Raw genomic sequence first — 19,318 nt, forward strand, 5'->3', positions numbered from 1 at the left:
AGGGCGACGTCGAGGGCGGCCAGCGGAGTGCGTTCCTGCCAGGTTCGTCCGCTGTCGCTGCTGGTCATCAGCAGTCCGCGGGTGGCGTCGAAGCCAACGACGGCCGTGCCGTCGACGTCGAGCGCGTGGAAGTCGACCTGGCCGTGCAGGCTGATCGGCTCCCACGTCGCACCGCCGTCGGTGCTGCGGACCAGGCCGAGCGGGTTCGGTGTGCTGGTGTCCTGGGGGGCGGGGTGGCCGCTGGCCAGATACGCCGCCGGTCCGGCGACGGTGAAGCCCATCAGATCCGGTCCGCCGGTCTGCGGTGAGGTTTGGCGCGGGGCCAGTGTCCCCTCGGGGGTGAGGCCGAACAGACCGTGGTGGCCTGCGATCACGATGCCGCCGTCGGCAGGGTCGACCCCGACCCCGTGGACGTGACCAACCCGGTCGAACAGGTCGGCGGTGGTGTCGGCAGCGGTGGGGGAGGTGCCTGGCTGAGCCGGTCCGCCACAGCCCGCCAGCAGTACGGCGATGCCTGCGGTGAGCAGGGCGTAGGCGGGGCGGGATCGAGTTCTGCGGGGGTTGGGTTTCGTGCGGCGTGCGGAACGTCTATCGATCATCAGCAGTGGTGGTTTCTCTTCAGTCGGGTCGTGCTCCGGCAGCGCGGTGGGCTCGGCGGGCCGAGCCTTGAGCAGGATGTGGAGACCGTCGTGGCTGCGCGGTCATCGACCGTCGCCACATGCCGCGCGGCGGTCGGCGGGGGGTGTGCGGGCAGACAGCGCCCGAACCGCGCACCCGAGCAGGCAGCGCAGAACCGCACGGCCGGGCTCGGATGTGGCGGCCGTGATCACGGCGGACAGCGGACCTCGAGCAGTAGGCCGACTCGCGCTCTTCGCCATCGGACAGCCTCCTTCGTCGATACGGGCGGGGGGTATGTTACGGACTACCGTACATACCCCCCGCCCGTATCGGTCAGGGGTGAGAGCGACCTTTCGGTGCCGGCTCACCCTGACCGGGGGCCCGTCAGCCGAGGAGCTCGCGCATCTCGGTGATCTCGGTTTCCTGGGCGTCGACGATCTGCTGGGCCAGTGCCTTCGCCTCGGGGTTGGTCCCGTTGGCGAGTTCGGTCTGGGCCATCTGCACCGCACCTTCGTGGTGGGCGATCATCATCTCGAGGAACATGCGGTCGAAGTCGGCGCCGTTGGCCTGCTTGAGCTGGCCCATCTGCTCGGGGGTCATCATCCCGGCCATGCCGCCGTGGTCCATGCCGCTCTGTCCCATGCCGTCTTGGCCCATGCCGTTCTGGTCGGGGCCGTGGCCCATCGACTCGTGGTCCATCTCGGGCATGGCGCCGGGTGCGGGCGCGTCCCAGGCGGTGAGGAAGGTCTGCATCTGCGCGATCTCCGGGCCTTGGGCCTGCTCGATCTTGGTGGCGAGGCGGCGGACGTCGTCGCTGCCGGCGCGGTCGGTGGCCAGCTTCGACATCTTCAGGGCCTGCTGGTGGTGCGGGATCATGCCCTGGGCGAAGGCGATGTCGGCCTGGTTGTGCTCGGCCGAGATCGCCGCGCTGGGGGCGGCGGCGCTGGTGGGGGTGGGTGCCGGGTTCGCGGGTGTGGCGCTGCCGGCGGGATCCGGACCGCCGCAGGCGGTCAGGACGAGGGCAGCAGTCAGTGTCGTGGCCGCGGCGGCCACGTTGGTGATCTTCATGTGTGGTTCTGGCTCTCCGTGTCGGAACGTGTGATCAGACCGGATCCGGCGCTCTGTCGCGCCGGGGGCCGATCAGGTCCGCATCACGCAGAGCTGGGCGAGTCTTCGGGGGACGGGCGGTGGCCGCTGGGCCGGTATGCCGTGGGCCAGCTGGCGGGCCGGGGTGACCGAGACCGGGAGCGTCAGGCGTCCGAGGAACAGCCACGCCGCGAGCAGCGCGAGCCCGGCGGCGGCCAGCACCGCCAGGCACAGGTGCAGCAGGTGGGCGTCGTACTCGCCGTGGTCGGCCGGCATCGGGCCGTGGGCGGCCGCGGCCGAGACCGGTGCAGACGGCGGCGTGGAGGCCGCGTCGGCTCGCAGGTCGGTGTGTTCGACTACGGACGTAGCGACCGCACCCTGATGCCCGGTGTCCGTTGCGGGGGCGGCAGCCGGGGCGACGAGCGCGTGCATCCCGACGAGCCCGAGCAGGACAGGCAGGACCAGCAGCACCAGCTGCAGTCCGTGTTGCCTGTTGCCCATGTCGGCCACGGTACCGGCGTGACTGCGCGCACTGTGCGGTCAGTAGGACGACGGTGCCTGGGCGCCACGGAAATGGCAGCGCTTCCCGGGCTGGCGCGCGGGTGCATCACCCCGACCCGCCATGGATAGTCGTTACCGGCCGGCGGAGTGGTCTGCGGACCTGTTGAGCGTCGAGGAAGGTCAGGTCAGTGAGTCGAGGGCGGTACGTAGCCGTTTGCCGGCGTCGGCCGCGGTGTCGGCGAGTTCGGCTTGGCCGCCGGCGGCGATGCCGAGCAGGGCGCCGGGATCGACGGCTTGGACGATGGTGCGTCCCTCGGCGCGTCGGATGGTGACATTGCAGGGCAACAGTAAGCCGACCTCTGGGCTGGCAGAGAGCGCGGCGTGGGCGAGGCTCGGATTGCAGGCGCCGAGGATGGTGTAGTCGTCGACTTGCTCGCCTAGCTTTGCGGCGAGGGTGGCCTTGATGTCGATAGTGGTCAGCACGCCGAAGCCCTGCTCGGCGAGGGCCGTCGTGACGGCGTCGATGGCCTGTTGGTGGTCGAGATCGACCTCGACGGTGTGGGCGATCTGCATCGCTACTGGCTCCCTGTCATGTGCGGGTGCGAGCCCGGGTGGACGGGCTCACGACACTTCCGGAATACCCCGGGGGGTACGGTCGTTGTGCGGACGGCGAGCCCACGGACCCACCGTGGGATGCCCGGGAACGGAGACCGCCATGCAGGTTCAGGCCAAGGAACTCAGTGATGTGGTGAGCCGGCTTCGCCGCGTGGAGGGTCAGATCAGCGGGATCATCCGCATGATCGAGGAGGGGCGTGAGTGCAAGGACGTGGTCACCCAGCTCGCCGCCGCGGCCCGGGCGCTGGATAAGGCCGGCTTCAAGATCATCGCGACCGGCTTGCGGCACTGCATGACCGAGAACGACGAGGGAGAGCGCGCCGTCGACGTGGCCGAGATGGAGCGACTCTTCCTCTCCCTGGCCTGAGCGCGCAGGCCCCCGCGCTCCGGCCGGACCGACGTCAGGAGTGGCGAGAACGCTGCTCCTGACGGACCTTCGGCCAGAACGACGATCAATCACACGGTAGGGCATACCCTACCGGGTAGGGAATCTGATGATTAACATTCGAACGATTGCGACGTCCGGCCTCGGTGATCGCAGCTACCTGGTCACCGACGGCGAGGTGGCCGTGGTGATCGATCCGCAGCGCGACATCGACCGGGTCCTGGACCTGGCCACCGACCTCGGCGTGACGGTGACCCACGTTGCCGAGACCCACATCCACAACGACTACGTCACCGGCGGGCTCGACCTCGCGCAGCGCACCGGCGCGGCGTATCTGGTCAACGCCGCGGACGAGGTCGGCTTCGACCGCACCCCGATCGCCGACGGCGAGCAGGTCACGACCGGGACGATGGGTCTGCGGGCGATTGCCACCCCGGGACATACCCACCATCACCTGTCCTACGCCCTGCTCGACACCACCGCCGACACAGGTGGCGAGGTGGTGGCGGTGTTCACCGGCGGGTCGATGCTCTACGGCACCACCGGGCGCACCGACCTCGTCTCGCCCGCCGACACCGTCGAGCTGACCCACGCCCAGTTCCACTCGGTGCGCCGGCTGGTCGCCGAGCTGCCCGCCGCGGCCGCGGTCTACCCCACCCACGGATTCGGCAGCTTCTGCGCCAGCACCCCGGCCAGCGGCGCCGACGGCTCCACCGTCGGGCAGGAGGCCACCAGCAACCCGGCACTGACCCAGGACGAGCAGGACTACGTCGACACGCTGATCGCCGGACTGGGGGCGTTCCCGACCTACTACGCCCGCATGAGCCCGGCGAACACAGCCGGTCCCGCCCCGGTCGACCTGTCGGCCCCGGAACCGGTCGACCCCGCGGAGCTGCGACGCCGCCTCGAGGCCGGCCAGTGGGTGGTCGACCTGCGTGAGCGCACCGCGTTCGCCGCCGGTCACCTGCCCGGCTCGCTAGGCTACGAACTCTCGACACCATTCGTCACCTACTTCGGCTGGACGTTCGACTTCGACGCCGAGCTGACCCTGATCGGCGACGACCCGCAGCAGGTCGCCGACGCCCAACGCGAACTGGTCCGGATCGGCATCGACCGCTTCGCCGGCGCCGCGACCGGCCCGATCGAGTCCCTCGATGCCGGGCAGGGTCTGCGTTCCTACCCGGTCTCGGACTTCGCCGGCCTGGCCGCGGCCCGCGCCGAGCGCGGCCAGGATGCGCTGTTCATCGTTGACGCCCGCCGCGACGAGGAACGCGCCGCCGGTGGGGTGCAAGGCTCGGTGCACATCCCGCTGCACGAGCTGGCAGGCCGCCGCGACGAGGTTCCCGGCGGCCAGGTGTGGGTCTACTGCGGCTCGGGGTATCGCGCCTCGATCGCCGCCTCGATGCTCGACCGGCCCGGCCGCGACCTGGTCCTGATCAACGACGACTGGCCCCGGGCCGCCGACGCCGGGCTGACCATCACCGACCAGTCCACCACCGGCAGCTGACCCCTGCCCAGGCGCCACGCACGGGCGCCTCCCAGGAGCCCGCCCACCAGCCGGCGCAGCTCCACGGGGCGAGTCGCCTCGACGTAGCACGAGAGGACTCCTTCTCCCATGACCACGACCTCCACGCCCGAAACCTCCCCGACCGGGCATACCGTCGACGCCAACGCCGTCATCGCCCGGCACCAGGCCGCCGCGCGCGACGGGACCGGTACACCGGTGGTCGTCGACGTCCGCAGCGCGGCCGAATACGGGACCTCTCACATCCGCGGCTCCTACCACGTGCCGCTGGCCACGCTGGCCGAGCACACCCGTGACCTCGCCGCCCACATTGAGGGCCCGGTGGTGCTGGTGTGCCAGTCCGGGGTGCGCGCTGAGCAGGCTCGGCGCCACCTCGCCGCGGCGGGGCTGGAACACGCCCACGTCCTCGACGGCGGCCTGCCCGCCTACACCGCCGCCGGCGGTGACATCGTGCGCGGCCCTCAGGTCTGGGCGCTGGAGAGGCAGGTCCGGCTCGTCGCCGGAGCTCTCGTGCTCGCCGGGCTGACCGCCGGACGGTACCTCTCGCCGAGGGGCCGGCTGCTGGCCGGCGGAATCGGCGCCGGGCTCACCTTCTCCGCGCTGAGCAACACTTGCGCCATGGGCGCCGCCCTGGCCCGGCTCCCGCTCAACCGCGACGTCGCCGAGCCCGAGGTCAGCCAGATCCTCGCCGCGTTGCGGGCCCGGCGGAACGAACGCCCCCGGGACACGCAGCGGTGATCGTTCTCGCGGCAGGGTTCGGGCTGCTCATCGGCGCCCTGCTCGGCCTCGTGGGCGGCGGTGGCGGCATCCTTGCCGTGCCCGCCCTCGTCTACGGGCTCGGGCTGCCGCTGGCCGAGGCGGTCCCGGCATCGCTGGTGGTGATCGGTCTGGCCTCAACGGTCGCGGTCGCCCCCCGCGTCCGCCACGAGGTCAACTGGCGCCTCGCCGCGATCATCGGCGCCGCGGGCATCCCCACTGCTGTTATCGGTGGGATCGTCAACCAGCAACTCGACGGCCGATGGCTGATGCTCGTGTTCGCCGCACTCATGGTCACCGCCGGACTGCGGATGCTGCGCGACACCGACGAGGCCGGCGGGGTATGCGAGCTTCCCGGCGGCGGCGTCGCCTGGCGCCGCTGCCTGCCCCGCGCCGTCGCGACCGGGCTGCTGGTCGGGTTCCTGACCGGGCTGCTCGGCGTCGGTGGCGGGTTCCTGCTCGTGCCCGCCCTCGTCGTCGCCCTCGGGCTACGGACCCCGAACGCGGTGGCCACCTCGCTGGTCGTCATCGTCATCAACTCGATCGCCGCCCTGCTGCCCTACCTCACCGCCGGCAGCGCTGCCGGCACCGCAGGCGGGCTGGACTGGCCCATCATCGCCCCGTTCGCCGCCGCCGCGATCCTCGCCTCGCTCCCGGCCGGCCGCCTCGCCCGCCGGTTGCCCGCGAGGACGCTGAGCCGCGGGTTCGCCACGCTGGTCCTGCTCGTCGCCGCCGGCGTGACCGCCCAGACCGTCGTCGCCCTCGCCACCACCTGACTTGCAGCGAAACGACACGAAGGAGCACACCGTATGACCGTCCGTGAGATCTCCGTCGACGACCTCGCCGCCGCCCGCGACACCGGCGAGGCGACCGTGATCGACGTCCGCAACCCCGACGAGTACGCCGAGGGCCACATCCCCGGGGCCCGCCTGATTCCGTTGCCCGAACTCGGTGACCGCCTCACCGAGGTCCCCACCGACCGTCCGGTGCACCTCGTGTGCCAGTCCGGCGGACGCAGCACCCAAGGCGCCGAACTGCTCACCGCGGCCGGACTCGACGCGGTATCGGTCACCGGCGGCACCACGGGCTGGATCGACTCCGGACACCCCACCACCACCGGATAGCGCGCCACCCCACCGGGTAGCGAGCCGCATCACAGCACTGCACGAGAGCGACACCCGACGCCCCCTGCACCGAGCAGGGCGCCGGGCGAGGAGGTCATGACCATGATGGGTGGATCGATGATGGGCTGGGCCTGGGTATGGCCGGTCCTGGTGCTGATCGGGCTGGTCCTGCTGGGCTATGTCGTGGTCCGGCTCGCCCAGAGCCGCGCACGTGCCGGCGCGGCACCGGGCGGGGGAACCCGGTCGGAGGGATCGCCGGAGGCTCGCCCGTCGGCGCGACAGATCCTCGACGAGCGTTATGCCCGCGGCGAGATCGACGAGGACGAGTACCACCACCGCCGCGACATGCTGGGATGAACCCGCCCCGATCAGCCGGCGCCGCGCGCTGGGCTGGCCGGGCTCGCCGCCGCCGTTGCGGCCGGTGCCACCGGATGGCTCGGCGGATTCTCCGGTGCCGGGACGGGCCGGCTACGGTTCCCGCCGGGAACCGTTGCAGGACCCAGTCGTAGCGGCCAGCCGTAGCGGGCGACTCGGGTGGAACTCACCGCCGCTCCGGGGCGGGCTGGGCGGGCCGGACACCGCCGCGCTCGGTTACAACCGGCTCCACGCCCGGGCCCGACGCAGCGGGGCCGACCCGGCGACGAGTTCGCGCGTCCGGCCACGGAGGCTGCGACCCAACTCGATTGCCGGTCTCCGTTGCGGAGGCGGCAGCTGCGGCCACGAGCGCGTGCATCCCGATGAGGCGAGCAGGACCAGTCGCAGTCTGTGTCGCCTGTTGCTCGTATCGGCCACGGTACCGGCGTGGCTGCGCGGCCCGTGCAGGTCGTGCGTGCCGTTCATGTCGGTGTCCCGACCACGGTCAGGACTGCACCTGCGCCCACGCCGAGCAGCAACGACACCGCAGCGGCGCCGAGCGCGGTCCACCGCGCCCACGGGCGCGACCGGGTCCCCGATCTCTCGTGGTCGACGGGGCCGGTGGTGTCGTCGTGGTCGTTTGTCGGGGGCGGTGAAGGCGGGTGCGATGACGCGCAGGTAGTAGAACAGCGAGGCGACGGTGTTGAGCACGGCGAGCACGACCAGCCAGGCCAGGCCACCGTCGACGGCCGCGGTGAACACGACGAGCTTGCCGAACAGCACCGCGGTCGGCGGGGTGCCGACCAGTCCGAGCAGCGCGACGACGAGGGCGATCGCGAGCAACGGGTCGCGGCGCAGCAGCCCGCGGTGCCCGTCGATGCTGCGCTGGGCGGTGGCGGCGACCACGGCGAAGGCGGCGATGTTGGTGACGGCGTAGCCGGCGAGGTAGAACAGCAGCGCCGGCTGGGCCAGCGGTGCGCGGCCGGCGACGGCGACGGCCATCAGCAGGTAGCCGACCTGGGACACGGTGACCTAAGTCCGGGTCGGTCCGGCGAGCACCACGAACTCGGTTTCGCGGCGGTGCCCGGCGACGGTGTCGCCGCACACCGTCGAATCCGCCGGCTACTCGGCGACCCTGCCGCACGCCGACCAGGCCGGCGACCGGACCGAGGACGACGACAGCGGTGCCGACGACGAGCTGCGCGCCCTGCGCGACCGGCTGATCGTCTCCGCCGTACTGGCCCTGCCGGTGGTCGCCATGGCGATGGCCCCGCCGCTGCAGTTCACCAACTGGCAGTGGCTCTCGCTGGTGCTCACCGCGCCGGTGTGGGCCTGGGCGGGCGCCCCGTTCCACCGGGCCACCTGGACCAACCTGCGCCACGGCGCAGCCACCATGGACACCCTCATCTCGATGGGCACGACCGCGGCCATGGCCTGGTCGGTCTATGCACTGTTCTTCGGCACCGCCGGGATCCCCGGCATGGTGCACCCGTTCGAGCTGACCGTCTCGCCCACCGACGCCGCCGGAAACATCTACCTCGAGGTCGTCGCCGGGGTCATCACCTTCATCCTCGCCGGCCGCTACTTCGAACAGCGCTCCAAGCGACGCGCCGGCGCCGCCCTGCGCGCCCTGCTCGAACTCGGCGCGAAGGACGTCGTGGTGCAGCGCGGCGGCACCGAGACCCTGATCCCCGTCTCCGAACTCGTCGTCGGCGACCGGTTCATCGTCAAGCCCGGCGAGAAGATCGCCACCGACGGCACAGTCGTCGAGGGACGGTCCGCGGTCGACGCCTCCATGCTCACCGGCGAGTCCGTGCCGGTCGAGGTCACCGTCGGCGACACCGTCGTCGGCGCCACGGTGAACGCCGGCGGACGGCTGGTCGTCGAGGCCACCCGGGTCGGTTCCGACACCCAGCTCGCCCAGATGGCGAAACTGGTCGAGAACGCCCAGAACGGCAAGGCCGCCGTCCAGCGCCTCGCCGACCGCATCTCCGGGGTGTTCGTCCCGATCGTCATCGTGATCGCCGCGGTGACCCTCGGGTTCTGGCTCGGCGCCGGCGTCGGCGCCACCGCTGCGTTCACCGCCGCCGTCGCCGTCCTGATCATCGCCTGCCCGTGCGCGCTGGGCCTGGCCACCCCGACCGCGCTGCTGGTCGGCACCGGCCGCGGCGCCCAGATGGGCATCCTGATCAAGGGCCCCGAGGTGCTCGAATCCACCCGCCGGGTCGACACCGTGGTGCTGGACAAGACCGGCACCGTCACCACCGGGACGATGGCACTGGCCGGGATCCACACCGCCGACGGCATCGACGAGACGACCGTGCTGCGCCTGGCGGGCGCGCTGGAGAAGGCCTCCGAACACCCCATCGCCGCCGCCATCGCCACCGCCGCCATCGAGCGCACCGGTGACCTACCCGGCGTCGAGGAGTTCACCAACCACGAAGGCCTCGGCGTCCAGGGGATCGTCGAGGGCCACGCCGTACTCGTCGGCCGGCCGCGGCTGCTCGAGCAGTGGTCGGTCCCGCTGGACGGAGAGCTCGCCGACGCCGCCGCGGGCGAGGCCGCGAAGGGCCGCACCACCGTGGCCGTCGCCTGGGACGGCCAGGCCCGCGCCGTGCTCGTCGTCGCCGACACGATCAAGGCCACCTCCGCCGAGGCGATCGCCGAGTTCCGCCGCCTCGGGCTCACCCCGGTCCTGCTGACCGGCGACAACCAGGCGGTGGCCGACACCGTCGCCGCCGAGGTCGGCATCGAACCCGGCCCGGACACCGTCATCGCCGAGGTCATGCCCGCCGACAAGCTGGCCGTGATCGAGCGGCTGCAGGGTGAGGGCAAGGTGGTCGCGATGGTCGGCGACGGCGTCAACGACGCCGCCGCCCTCGCCCAGGCCGACCTCGGCCTGGCCATGGGCACCGGCACCGACGTCGCCATCGAAGCCTCCGACATCACCCTGGTCCGCGGCGACCTGCGCGCCGCCGCCGACGCGGTCCGGCTCTCCCGCCGCACCCTGACCACCATCAAGGGCAACCTGTTCTGGGCCTTCGCCTACAACACCGCCGCGATACCGCTGGCCGCGGCAGGCCTGCTCAACCCCATGATCGCCGGCGCGGCCATGGCATTCAGCTCCGTCTTCGTCGTCGGCAACAGCCCGCGGCTACGCCGATTCCGAGGACACGCCATCTGAGATGCGGGTCGAGGCGCCCTGTAGGAACTGCACGTCACACAGCGCCGCTCTCCACCACGGAGGGCGGCGCTGTTGTACGACGTCCCCTGCAGGGAGAGGTCCTGCCGAATGCGTGCGCAAGCCAGGTCGGCGTCCCAGTCCGGGATGAACAGCTAGGGGGTACGTCGAGTGCAGTGGGCCGCCGCCTGTGCCGAGCACGACAGCCGTCTTCCTCACGGTCGGCTCAACTCTGCCCCCGGCGGCCCGGCTTTCATCCAGCGGCGCAGGACGGGTGAGCGCGGGTCGGTCCGTCCAGGTCTCGCTCTGCCCGTCGCGGTGCACGTGCAATGCGGTCGATCTGGTAGAGGTCGCCCGATGAGGATCGCAGCCACTGCCGCCCGGCAGAAGCTTGCCACTCCCCTGGTTTGCGACCGTCCGCGCCACATGAACGTTTCGTGGCCTCGGTCCGGCAACCGGAGCGTGGCGCTGCCGGCGGCAGTGGGTGCCGTGCGTGTCGACCGTGCTCCCCGTCGTCGAGCCGCTCCGGGGCGCGAACGGACGAGGGCCGGGCGACCGGTCAGGCCCGGGCCGGGGTCCGCGGCGCGTAGTGCCTCGGCCCGGCCAGCGGCCGGTCGGTCTCCGCAGCGTCTAGAAGTGCAGTCAACGGGTCGGTGGTCGACGAGGGCAACGCCCGCGGGTACGGCCGGTTCCTCGGCGAGCGGTACGGCGACCGGGACAACGTCACCTGGACGCTCGGCGGGGACCATCCGGCGGGCGGCGAGGAACGCCTCTGGGGCAACCTCGCCGAGGGCCTGCGCGAGGGCGGCGCGACCCAGCTGACGACCTACCACCCGCAGGGCGACCAGACCTCCGCGCAGTGGTTCGCCGGGGCCGACTGGCTGGACTTCCACATGATCCAGGGCGGGCACTGCCTGCGCTACGGCGTCCGGCAGCGGCTCATCGAGACCACCTACGACGCCCGCCCGGCGAAGCCGTTCATCGACGGCGAGCCGATCTACGAGGAGCACCCGTACTGCTGGGAGTCCGATCGTGGGTTCTCCACCGCGCAGGACGTCCGCCGCGACGCCTGGTGGGCGGTGCTCGGCGGCGCCGCCGGGCACACCTACGGCGCGCACTCGGTGTGGCAGTTCAACGACGGCGGCCGCGGCGCGCTGGGCGCCCGCGGCAGCTGGACCGACGCGCTGCGGCTGCCGGCCGGCGGGCAGATGGTCCACCTGCGGGAGCTGATGGAGTCGCTGCCGTTCCAGCTGGGTGTGCCGGACCAGTCGGTGATCACCTCGGAGACCGGGTCCGGGAAGGACCGGATCGTCGCCAACCGCGCCTCGGACGGCTCCTACCTGCTGGTGTACACGCCGTCCGGCGGGGGCTTCGCGCTCGACCCGGCCGCGACCTCCGGGCTGACGACGGCCCGCTGGTTCGATCCGCGCACCGGCGCGTTCCGGGACGCGACGCCGGGGGAGCGGTTCGAGCCGCCGTCGGACAAGGACTGGGTGCTGCTGCTGACCGGCCCGGACGCCCCGGGACCGGACGGTCCCGGGGACGCCGCGGCGGGGCCGGTCAGCTGATCGCGAACCCGGCGAACCCGGCCTGCTTCGCCTCGTCGAACCGCTGCCGGTAGAGCGGCAGGCCGCCCGGGTAGTTCAGGCTCTGGATCGGCTTGCCGGGGATGTTGGCGCCCATGTACCAGGACCTGGCCTTCGGGAACAGCGTCGGCGCCACCAGCCCGGCGACGTGCTCGGCCCACTCCCGGTCGGCCTCCGGCGTCGACTCGATCCGCCGGGCGCCGGACCGCAGCAGGTGGTCGAGCGTCTCCACCACCATCTCGCCCTGGATCTCGGCGCAGGTCGGGCCGTTGCAGAAGCCGGAAGGGCTCTGCGGGCCGTAGACGAACAGCAGGTTCGGGAAGTGCGCGGTGGCGATGCCCAGGTGCGCCGCGACCCCGTCCGCCCACTGCTCGCGCAGCAGCCGGCCGTCGGTGCCCCGGATGTCGAGCCGGGTGAGCCCGCCGGAGACCGAGTCGAAGCCGGTGGCGAGCACGATCACGTCGAACGGGTGATCGGCCCCGTCCCGGGTGGTGATGCCGGTCGGCGTCACCGCCTCGATCGGGTTCTCGACGAGATCGACCAGGCTCACGGTGTCCTGGTTGAACACGTCGTAGTAGTTCTGCTCCAGCGACGGGCGCTTCACCCCGAACGGGTGCGGCGGCTCGGTCGGCGCCAGCTTCTCGGCCAGCGCCGGGTCGTCGATCCGGGCCCGGACCTTGTCCCGCCAGAACCGGTAGGCGTGGTCGTTGGACTCCTGCACGAACAGGGTGTCCTGGTAGATCGCGAGCCAGAACCGGAACCCGCCGCGGTCCCACAGCTGCTGGTAGCCCGCGGTCCGTTCCTCGTCGGTGAGGTCCAGCGCGTTCTGCGGGATGAAGTCGTAGTCGAACCCGGCGAACGTCTCGCCGCGGGCGGCGAACCGGTTCGGCAGCTCGCGCCGGATCTCGTCCTGGTCGGCCGGGGTCAGCGTGCGCTGGCGCATCGGCAGCGCCAGGTTCGGCGTGCGCTGGAAGACGGTCACCGCGGCCGCGTCCGGCGCGGCCTCCTGGGTGACCTGCACCCCGCTGGCGCCGGTCCCGATCACCGCCACCCGCTTGCCGGTGAGGTCGACGCCCTCCTGCGGCCACAGCGCGGTGTGGTGCGCGGCGCCGCCGAACGAGTCGAGCCCGGGCAGGTCCGGGACGTACGGGCGGGACGCGAACCCGAGGCAGGGCACCAGGTAGCGGCAGCGGGTGGTGCGGCCTTCGGCGGTGCGCACCACCCACTGGTCGCGGTCGGTGTCGAAGTCGGCCCCGGTGACCCGGGTGTCGAACCGGATGTCCCTGGCGAGATCGAGCGTCCGGTCCAGATGGTCGAAGTAGTCCCGCACCTCGCTCCAGCCCGGGTACAGCTCGCTGTACTCCCAGCTCTTCCAGATGTCCTTGTAGGCGAACTGGTAGATCGGGCCCTCGGTGTCCACCCGGGCGCCCGGGTAGCAGTTCCAGTACCAGATGCCGCCGAGCCGCGAACCGGCCTCGTAGATCTTCACCGAGTAGCCGAGATCGCGCAGCCGGTCGAGCTGGTAGATGCCGGCGAACCCGGCTCCGATGACGAGGACGTCGAGTTCCTCGGTGGTCGTGTCGGTCATGTGCGGTCGACTCCTTTCGTCGGGGCCGGCGCAGGTCCGCCGGCGGGGATGGGTGCGGCGGTGGGGATCACGGGGTGCCGGCGTGCGGCACGTCGACCCGGGTGCGCAGGATCCGGCCCAGCCGGGTGCTGCGGCGTTCGGCCTCGTCGAACGACGGCGCGACGCACAGGTGCAGGGTCCGGCCGTCGTCACCGCCGAGCATGCAGGCGTACACGCCGTCGTCGCCGGTGCTGATCTCCTCCAGGATCGTGCCGCCCTCGGCGACCCGCACGCACCGGTGGTGCACCGCGTCGGCGGTCCAGACGGCGCCCTCGGCGTCCAGGCAGGTGCCGTCCGGGGCGACGACGACCGAGGCCAGCATCGCGTCCAGGGTCGAGGTGTCCGGCGGGTCGCCGAACACGGCCCAGTCCCGGCGCGGCCCCAGCCCGCCGTCGTCGTGGATGTCGAAGGCCGAGATCCGGTTGCCGAACGTCTCGCTGACCAGCAGGGTCCGGCCGTCCGGGGTGATCACCGAGCCGTTCGGGAACATCAGGTCCTTCGCGACGACGGTGACGGTCCCGTCCGGGTCGACCCGGGACACGTCGGTCGTGGCGAACGGGGCGCCGCCCATCAGGTCGTAGCCGAAGTTGCCGACGTAGGCGCGGCCGTGCGCGTCGACCACCATGTCGTTGGTGTGCCCGCCGGCGACCGCCGACAGGTCGCCGTGCTCGACCAGCCCGCCGTCGGTCAGCCGCAGCAGCTTGCGGTCCCGCATGGAGACCACGAGCAGCGTGCCGTCCGGCAGCCAGCCCAGGCCGGACGGCTGCTGCGGCACCGTCGTCACCACCTCGGTGCTGCCGTCGGGGGCGACGGCCAGTACCTGGTGGGTGTAGAAGTCGGAGGTCCACAGCCTGCCGTCGTGCCAGCGTGGGCCCTCGAGGAAGGTGTACCCCTCGATCAGCGGGGTGAGTTCGCGGGAGGTCATAGTCGACGTCCTTTCGCCGGGTGCAGGGCGGAAGGGAGTGTCGGGCGCCGGTGTCCCCGGTCACTGTCCGACTTCGCTACATCCACCGCCGGGGCGACGACGTGTCCTGTTTTGGGACAGTTACGGGACGCACGACCTGCTGTGATCGGCCCCTACACTGGAACCGGCCTTCATCAACGGTGAGGGGGCGGCTGTGCGGATGCACCGGCGCGACGTCATGCGCACCCACCGCGAGCTGGTGCTCGGCGGGGACGACGGGCAGGACACCGGCGATCCGGCGGCCCGCGGCACGGTCCGCGACGAGATCGTCTCCTCGTGGCGGCGCTGCCGGCTGGTCGGCGTCACCACCAGCGGCGAGGACGTGCCCTACCGGGCGGAGTTCGAGCGTCCCAACCGGCTGCTGCGCGCCGCCGATCCGGTGATCGGCAGGCTCGCCGACCAGATCGACGACGGCCCGGCCACCATCCTGCTCGCCGACTCCGACGCCCAGATCATCGACCGGCGGGCCGGTCGCCGCGAGCTGGCGAACGCGCTCGACCGGCTGCTGGTGGCCCCCGGCTTCACCTACGCCGAGGAGTTCACCGGCACCAACGGCATCGGCAGCGCGCTGGAGGAGTGCCGGCCGTTCGTGGTGTCCGGCGCCGAGCACTTCCGGGACAACCTGCAGCAGTTCACCTGCATGGGCTCGCCGATCCGGCATCCGGTCACCGGCCGGGTCGAGGGCGTGCTCGACGTGACCTGCCGGGTGGAGGACCGGCACGAGCTGCTGGCGCCGCTGGTGCTCGCCGCGGTCCGGGAGATCGAGGCCCGGATGGTCGCCGACGCCTCGCGCCGCGAACAGATGCTGCTCGACCGGTTCGTGCGCGCCGGGCGGCGCAGCACGGCGGCCGTCGTCTCGCTGAACGAGGACGTGGTGATCGCGAACACCGCCGCCGCCGGCCTGGTCGAGCTGTCCGACCAGGCGGTGCTCTGGGACTGGGCGTGCCGGATCCTCGGCACCCGCGACGAGTTCACCGGCGACATCCGGCTGTCCAACGACGTCGTCGTGCAGGCCAGGGCGACCCGGGTGGGGGAGCGCGGCGCGACGGCCGGCGTGGTGATCGAGATGCGGCCGCAGCCGGACCGCGCGGCGCCGTCCGGGCGCACGCGGCAGCGCGCCCGGGCCGGCACGGGCGAGGGGCGGCTGGTCGGCCGGAGCGTCGCGAGCAGCCGGTTGCGCGACGCCGTCGACGCCGCGCTGGCCGCCGGCCGGCCGCTGCTGGTCTGCGGCGAGCCGGGGGCCGGCAAGCTGTTCGTCGCCACGCACGTGCACGGCAGGCGCGCTCCCGGCGAGCCGGTCACCGTGCTCGACGCGGTGCTGTCGGCGGACGATCCGACCGGCTGGCTGGGCCGGCTGACGGACGCGCTGGACGGCCCGGGCGGCGTCGTGCTGCGCCATCTCGACCGGCTCGCGCCCGCCGTCGCCGCCCGGGTGGCCGCCGTCGTCGAGCAGGTGACGACGGCCCGGCTGGTCGCGACCGCCCGGCACCGCGGCGGCGCGGGCGCGGCGAGCCGGGTGCTCGACCACTTCCCGGTGTCGGTGACCGTCCCGCCGCTGCGCTTCCGCGGCGAGGACATCGCCGATCTCGCCCCGCTGCTGCTGGGCGCCGGCAGCAGCCGCCGGCCGGTCCCGCGGCTGCAGCCCGGGACGCTGCGCACGCTGGCCGCGCTGGACTGGCCGGGCAACGTGCGCGAGCTCGGCGCCGTGCTGTGCACCGCGGCGGTCTGCTCGCTCGGGTCCGACATCGGGCACCGGCACCTCCCGCCGGAGTACCGCTCCCCGGGCGGTCGGTCCGGCCCGTCGTCGCTGCTGCGCGCCGAGCGGGACACCGTGCTCGAGGCGCTCGCCGAGACCGGCGGGAACAAGGTGGCCGCCGCTGAACGGCTCGGCGTCGCCCGGTCCACCCTCTACCGCAAGCTGCGCCAGCTCGGGATCGACGACCACCGGCTCCCCGGCGCCGATCCGGGCTGACCGCGCCCCGGCGGCGTCACTGGTGGTGCACCGGCTCCCACAGCGCGCCCGGCGTCGGCGCCGGCCCCTCGCCGCGCAGCGACCAGCGGCCCACGACCAGCCCGAGCAGCCGCTGCACCGGGCCCGGCGCGAGATGGTGCGCGGCCACCAGCAGCCGGACCGGGAGCCCGCCGGCGACGGTCTCGGCGCGGGGCCTGCGCAGCCGGGCGACGATGGTGCGGGCCACCCGCTCCGGTGCCGCCACCGGCGGCGGCGGGGCGACCCGGCGGCCGGTGTGGTTGGCCGACACCGACCAGATCGGGGTGTCGACGGCGCCGGGCAGCACCGTGCACACGTGCACCCCGCGCACCCCGGCCCGGCGCAGCTCGGACCGCAGCCCCGCGGACAGGGTGCGGACCGCCGCCTTGGACATGCTGTAGGCGGTGAGGTGCGGCGCCGGCACGATCCCGAGCACCGACGACACGTTCACCAGCACCCCGCCGCCGCGCTCGACCATCGCGGGCAGCGCCGCCCGGGCGCCGTGCACGCAGCCACCGACGTTGACCTCCAGCACCCGGGCGGTCTGCTCCGGCGGGGTGTCCAGCACCGTGCCGAACAGTGCGACCCCGGCGCAGTTCACCCAGCCCTCGACCGGGCCGAGCCGTTCGGTGACCACGGTCGCCGCCCGGGCGACCGATCCGGCGTCGGCGACGTCGGCCGGTACCGCCACCGCCCGGCCGGCCGGGAGCTCGGCGGCGACCGCGCCGAGCGCCGCCTCGTCCCGCCCCAGCAGGCCGAGCAGTGCGCCGGCCCGGCCGAGCTCGCGCGCCGTCGCCCGGCCGATCCCGCTGGACGCCCCGGTCACCACCACCACCGCACCGTCGAGCCGCATACCGGTGCTGCTACCCGCTCCGGGCCGGTGCATGCCCGGCGGAGTGCATCGCGTCCCGGCGGGTAGGCGGTGCGGGTCCGCACGACGAGAGGAGCCGGGACGTGATCGAGGTACGACGCAGGCTGGGGGCTACGCCGGGGCAGGTCGACGCCGTGCTGGCGGACGGCTGGACCTACGGGCTGTGGGTGGTGGGCGCCGTGCACATCCGGGGGGTGTCGGAGGACTGGCCGAAGCCCGGTGCCCGGATCCGGCACAGCATCGGCGCCTGGCCGCTGATGATCGAGGACCGGACCTACGTCGAGGAGTACGAGCCGGGGCGGCTGCTGCAGCTGCGCGCGCACGCCGGCCCGGCCGGGACCGCCCGGGTCCGGCTGGAGTGGGAGCCCGACGGCGACGGCAGCACGGTGCGGATGTCCGAGGACGCGATCGCCGGGCCGGGCCGGCTGGTGCCGCCGCCGGTGCGCGCGCCGCTGCTGCGGTTGCGCAACGGGGAGAGCCTGGCCCGGCTCGCCGCGATCGCCCGGGGCCGGCCCGAGCAGCCGGATCAGGCGTAGAGCCGCCGGTGCGCGAACCGGACCGCCCCGCGGTAGAGCAGGCCGGTCCGGCCGGTCGCGGCGAGCGCGGCCCGGGCGGCGTTCCCGCCCGGCCCGCCGTGCACGGCGCCGCCGGGATGCGCCGACGCGCCGGACAGGAACAGCCGGTCGATCGGGGTGTCGGCCCGGCCGAGCCCGGGGACCGGCCGGAACACCAGCTGCTGGTGCGGGGCGCAGGTGCCGCCGGTGATCGCGCCGTCGACCAGGTTGGCGTCCTGGGCCTCCAGGTCCGCGGGCCCGGCGACGGCGCGGGCCCGGATCAGCGACCGGAACCCGGGCGCGTGCGCCTCCACGACCTGCTCCATCCGGTCCGCCCAGCGCAGCACGTCGTCGGTCCCCCAGCCCAGGCCGCGCGGCACGTGGGTGTAGGTCCACGCCGACTCGGTGCCGGGCGGCGAGCGGTCCGGATCGGCCGTCGTCATCTGGCCGAACAGCAGGAACGGGTCCTCGGGCAGCCGCCCGGAGGTGAGATCGGCGGCGTAGCGGCGCAGGCCGTCGACGTCCGCGCCGAGGTGCACGGTGCCCGCCGAGCGGGCGCCGGGCGCCGCCCACGGGACCGGCCCGTCCAGCGCCCAGTCCAGCTTGACGGTGGAGAAGTCCCAGTGGAACCGGTCGAGATCGGCGACGAACCGGGCGGGCAGGTGCTCCTCGCCGACCAGGTCCCGGTACAGCCGGGGCGCGTCGATGTCGGCCAGCACGGCGCGCCGGGCGGCGATCCGGTTCCCGGCGGCGTCCGCCACCCCGGTGGCGCGGCCCCGGTGCACCAGCACCGAGCTGATCGGCCGGCCGCACTCGACGCGCCCGCCGCGGGTCGCCAGCCGGGCGACGAGCGCGTCGGTCAGCGCACCCGAGCCGCCGACCGGCACCGGGAACCCGATCTGCTGGCCGAGCATCGTGAGCAGCCACCCGTAGGCGGCGCTGGCCGCCGAGTCCGGGCCGAGATCGGTGTGCAGCGCGTTGCCGGCCAGCAGCAGCGCCGCCGCCGAGCCGCCGAACCGCTCGCGGGCCATCCGGTCCACCGGCTGCACCAGCATCCGGGCCAGCCGCAGCGCGTCCCCGGCGCCGAGGGTGCGCAGCAGCCGCCCGGCCGCGCGCACCGGCGGGAACGGGCGCAGCGCCGCCTCCAGCACGTCGCCGCCGATCCGGTCCCAGTCGGCGGCCAGCGCCCGCCAGGCGTCGCCGTCGCCGGGATGGTCGGCGTCCAGCGCGGCGGCGGTGTCGTCGACCGAGCGGTGCAGCACCGCGCAGCGGCCGTCCAGGGTGGGATGGGCGACCACGGCCGGGGCGTGCCGCCAGCGCAGTCCGTGCGCCGGCAGGTCCAGGTCGCGCAGCACCGGGGAGGCCGCGCCCATCGGGTGGAAGGCGCTGGCCAGGTCGTTCACGAAGCCGGGCGCGGTGATCTCGGCGGAGCGCACCGCGCCGCCGGGGGTGTCCGCCGCCTCGCAGACCAGCACCTCCCATCCGGCGTCGGCCAGCAGGTTCGCCGCGACCAGGCCGTTGTGGCCCGCCCCGATCACGACGGCGTCGACACGTTCGGTCATCCGATCCACGCCGGGCGCG

The 19,318-nt window shown here is 73.4% G+C and carries 19 protein-coding genes and 1 pseudogene; 11 read left to right on the forward strand and 9 right to left on the reverse strand.

Annotated elements, in window-relative coordinates:
• From ACVJO7_RS27760 to ACVJO7_RS27775, 4 genes are all read right to left on the reverse strand, one after another.
• A partial coding sequence (locus ACVJO7_RS27760) for a WD40/YVTN/BNR-like repeat-containing protein (protein ID WP_491675335.1) occupies positions 1 to 374 on the reverse strand: 374 nt, incomplete at its 3' end.
• Between the two features lie 628 nt (positions 375 to 1,002).
• Positions 1,003 to 1,686, reverse strand: coding sequence for a DUF305 domain-containing protein (locus tag ACVJO7_RS27765; RefSeq protein ID WP_491675336.1), 684 nt, complete (start codon positions 1,684 to 1,686; stop codon positions 1,003 to 1,005).
• Positions 1,687 to 1,758: 72 nt separating this feature from the next.
• The gene (locus ACVJO7_RS27770; protein WP_491675337.1) at positions 1,759 to 2,205 is read right to left on the reverse strand and encodes a DUF6153 family protein; all 447 of its coding nucleotides are present in this window, start codon (positions 2,203 to 2,205) and stop codon (positions 1,759 to 1,761) included.
• Between the two features lie 180 nt (positions 2,206 to 2,385).
• Positions 2,386 to 2,778, reverse strand: coding sequence for a DUF302 domain-containing protein (locus tag ACVJO7_RS27775; protein WP_491675338.1), 393 nt, complete (start codon positions 2,776 to 2,778; stop codon positions 2,386 to 2,388).
• A 142-nt stretch (positions 2,779 to 2,920) separates the two neighbouring features.
• Here ACVJO7_RS27775 and ACVJO7_RS27780 point away from each other — a divergent pair, with 142 nt between their 5' ends.
• From ACVJO7_RS27780 to ACVJO7_RS27805, 6 genes are all read left to right on the forward strand, one after another.
• Positions 2,921 to 3,187 carry a metal-sensitive transcriptional regulator gene (locus ACVJO7_RS27780; RefSeq protein ID WP_491675339.1) on the forward strand — a complete coding sequence of 89 codons (267 nt, stop codon included), beginning with the start codon at positions 2,921 to 2,923 and terminating at the stop codon, positions 3,185 to 3,187.
• Between the two features lie 127 nt (positions 3,188 to 3,314).
• Positions 3,315 to 4,712 (forward strand): MBL fold metallo-hydrolase, encoded by a 1,398-nt coding sequence (locus tag ACVJO7_RS27785; RefSeq protein WP_491675340.1) that lies wholly within the window; start codon positions 3,315 to 3,317, stop codon positions 4,710 to 4,712.
• A 108-nt stretch (positions 4,713 to 4,820) separates the two neighbouring features.
• Positions 4,821 to 5,468: a rhodanese-like domain-containing protein gene (locus tag ACVJO7_RS27790; protein ID WP_491675341.1), complete on the forward strand. Its 648-nt coding sequence runs from the start codon at positions 4,821 to 4,823 to the stop codon at positions 5,466 to 5,468.
• The gene (locus ACVJO7_RS27795) at positions 5,465 to 6,262 is read left to right on the forward strand and encodes a sulfite exporter TauE/SafE family protein (protein ID WP_491675342.1); all 798 of its coding nucleotides are present in this window, start codon (positions 5,465 to 5,467) and stop codon (positions 6,260 to 6,262) included. The genes ACVJO7_RS27790 and ACVJO7_RS27795 overlap by 4 nt, the downstream gene beginning before the upstream one ends.
• Positions 6,263 to 6,295: 33 nt before the next feature.
• The gene (locus tag ACVJO7_RS27800; protein ID WP_491675343.1) at positions 6,296 to 6,610 is read left to right on the forward strand and encodes a rhodanese-like domain-containing protein; all 315 of its coding nucleotides are present in this window, start codon (positions 6,296 to 6,298) and stop codon (positions 6,608 to 6,610) included.
• Between the two features lie 96 nt (positions 6,611 to 6,706).
• Complete coding sequence (locus ACVJO7_RS27805) at positions 6,707 to 6,967, forward strand: SHOCT domain-containing protein (protein WP_491675344.1); 261 nt, start codon at positions 6,707 to 6,709, stop codon at positions 6,965 to 6,967.
• Between the two features lie 234 nt (positions 6,968 to 7,201).
• Here the strand turns inward: ACVJO7_RS27805 and ACVJO7_RS27810 are convergent, their stop codons facing one another.
• The gene (locus ACVJO7_RS27810) at positions 7,202 to 7,990 is read right to left on the reverse strand and encodes a proton-conducting transporter transmembrane domain-containing protein (protein ID WP_491675345.1); all 789 of its coding nucleotides are present in this window, start codon (positions 7,988 to 7,990) and stop codon (positions 7,202 to 7,204) included.
• Positions 7,991 to 8,057: 67 nt separating this feature from the next.
• Here ACVJO7_RS27810 and ACVJO7_RS27815 point away from each other — a divergent pair, with 67 nt between their 5' ends.
• The 3 genes and pseudogenes from ACVJO7_RS27815 to ACVJO7_RS27825 all read left to right on the forward strand — a co-directional run bounded on the left by ACVJO7_RS27815 (position 8,058) and on the right by ACVJO7_RS27825 (position 11,713).
• Positions 8,058 to 10,148, forward strand: coding sequence for a heavy metal translocating P-type ATPase (locus ACVJO7_RS27815; protein ID WP_491675346.1), 2,091 nt, complete (start codon positions 8,058 to 8,060; stop codon positions 10,146 to 10,148).
• 611 nt (positions 10,149 to 10,759) lie between these two features.
• A pseudogene (locus ACVJO7_RS27820) lies at positions 10,760 to 11,380 on the forward strand (glycoside hydrolase family 140 protein); the annotation flags it as partial.
• Entirely contained in the window at positions 11,375 to 11,713 is a 339-nt protein-coding gene (locus ACVJO7_RS27825) for a putative collagen-binding domain-containing protein (RefSeq protein ID WP_491675418.1), read from the forward strand. The pseudogene ACVJO7_RS27820 and the gene ACVJO7_RS27825, both read left to right, overlap by 6 nt.
• On the opposite strand, the gene ACVJO7_RS27830 is transcribed toward ACVJO7_RS27825, so the two are convergent.
• Complete coding sequence (locus ACVJO7_RS27830; RefSeq protein WP_491675347.1) at positions 11,706 to 13,319, reverse strand: flavin-containing monooxygenase; 1,614 nt, start codon at positions 13,317 to 13,319, stop codon at positions 11,706 to 11,708. The two genes, ACVJO7_RS27825 and ACVJO7_RS27830, sit on opposite strands and share 8 nt — an antisense overlap.
• Before the next feature lie 67 nt (positions 13,320 to 13,386).
• Positions 13,387 to 14,283 carry an SMP-30/gluconolactonase/LRE family protein gene (locus ACVJO7_RS27835; protein WP_491675348.1) on the reverse strand — a complete coding sequence of 299 codons (897 nt, stop codon included), beginning with the start codon at positions 14,281 to 14,283 and terminating at the stop codon, positions 13,387 to 13,389.
• A gap of 199 nt (positions 14,284 to 14,482) precedes the next feature.
• On the opposite strand from ACVJO7_RS27835, the gene ACVJO7_RS27840 reads away from it, so the two are divergent.
• Positions 14,483 to 16,294, forward strand: a complete 1,812-nt coding sequence (locus tag ACVJO7_RS27840) for a sigma-54-dependent Fis family transcriptional regulator (protein WP_491675419.1) — start codon at positions 14,483 to 14,485, stop codon at positions 16,292 to 16,294.
• Positions 16,295 to 16,310: 16 nt separating this feature from the next.
• On the opposite strand, the gene ACVJO7_RS27845 is transcribed toward ACVJO7_RS27840, so the two are convergent.
• Positions 16,311 to 17,165, reverse strand: coding sequence for an SDR family NAD(P)-dependent oxidoreductase (locus ACVJO7_RS27845; RefSeq protein ID WP_491675349.1), 855 nt, complete (start codon positions 17,163 to 17,165; stop codon positions 16,311 to 16,313).
• 101 nt (positions 17,166 to 17,266) lie between these two features.
• Between ACVJO7_RS27845 and ACVJO7_RS27850 the strand changes: the two genes are divergently transcribed.
• Positions 17,267 to 17,719 carry an SRPBCC family protein gene (locus ACVJO7_RS27850; RefSeq protein WP_491675350.1) on the forward strand — a complete coding sequence of 151 codons (453 nt, stop codon included), beginning with the start codon at positions 17,267 to 17,269 and terminating at the stop codon, positions 17,717 to 17,719.
• Here ACVJO7_RS27850 and ACVJO7_RS27855 read toward each other — a convergent pair.
• Entirely contained in the window at positions 17,710 to 19,299 is a 1,590-nt protein-coding gene (locus ACVJO7_RS27855; protein ID WP_491675351.1) for a phytoene desaturase family protein, read from the reverse strand. The two genes, ACVJO7_RS27850 and ACVJO7_RS27855, sit on opposite strands and share 10 nt — an antisense overlap.
• Between the last annotated feature and the right edge of the window lie 19 nt (positions 19,300 to 19,318).

It is taken from the genome of Pseudonocardia sp. DxW (assembly GCF_058448985.1).

Excerpts from the sequence above, each read along its gene's own strand:
- ACVJO7_RS27765 (WP_491675336.1), bottom strand. The coding sequence starts at position 1,686 with ATGAAGATCACCAACGTGGCCGCCGCGGCCACGACACTGACTGCTGCC.
- ACVJO7_RS27770 (WP_491675337.1), bottom strand. The coding sequence starts at position 2,205 with ATGGGCAACAGGCAACACGGACTGCAGCTGGTGCTGCTGGTCCTGCCT.
- ACVJO7_RS27775 (WP_491675338.1), bottom strand. The coding sequence starts at position 2,778 with ATGCAGATCGCCCACACCGTCGAGGTCGATCTCGACCACCAACAGGCC.
- ACVJO7_RS27780 (WP_491675339.1), top strand. The coding sequence starts at position 2,921 with ATGCAGGTTCAGGCCAAGGAACTCAGTGATGTGGTGAGCCGGCTTCGC.
- ACVJO7_RS27785 (WP_491675340.1), top strand. The coding sequence starts at position 3,315 with ATGATTAACATTCGAACGATTGCGACGTCCGGCCTCGGTGATCGCAGC.
- ACVJO7_RS27790 (WP_491675341.1), top strand. The coding sequence starts at position 4,821 with ATGACCACGACCTCCACGCCCGAAACCTCCCCGACCGGGCATACCGTC.
- ACVJO7_RS27800 (WP_491675343.1), top strand. The coding sequence starts at position 6,296 with ATGACCGTCCGTGAGATCTCCGTCGACGACCTCGCCGCCGCCCGCGAC.
- ACVJO7_RS27805 (WP_491675344.1), top strand. The coding sequence starts at position 6,707 with ATGACCATGATGGGTGGATCGATGATGGGCTGGGCCTGGGTATGGCCG.
- ACVJO7_RS27825 (WP_491675418.1), top strand. The coding sequence starts at position 11,375 with ATGGAGTCGCTGCCGTTCCAGCTGGGTGTGCCGGACCAGTCGGTGATC.
- ACVJO7_RS27830 (WP_491675347.1), bottom strand. The coding sequence starts at position 13,319 with ATGACCGACACGACCACCGAGGAACTCGACGTCCTCGTCATCGGAGCC.
- ACVJO7_RS27835 (WP_491675348.1), bottom strand. The coding sequence starts at position 14,283 with ATGACCTCCCGCGAACTCACCCCGCTGATCGAGGGGTACACCTTCCTC.
- ACVJO7_RS27840 (WP_491675419.1), top strand. The coding sequence starts at position 14,483 with ATGCACCGGCGCGACGTCATGCGCACCCACCGCGAGCTGGTGCTCGGC.
- ACVJO7_RS27845 (WP_491675349.1), bottom strand. The coding sequence starts at position 17,165 with ATGCGGCTCGACGGTGCGGTGGTGGTGGTGACCGGGGCGTCCAGCGGG.
- ACVJO7_RS27855 (WP_491675351.1), bottom strand. The coding sequence starts at position 19,299 with ATGACCGAACGTGTCGACGCCGTCGTGATCGGGGCGGGCCACAACGGC.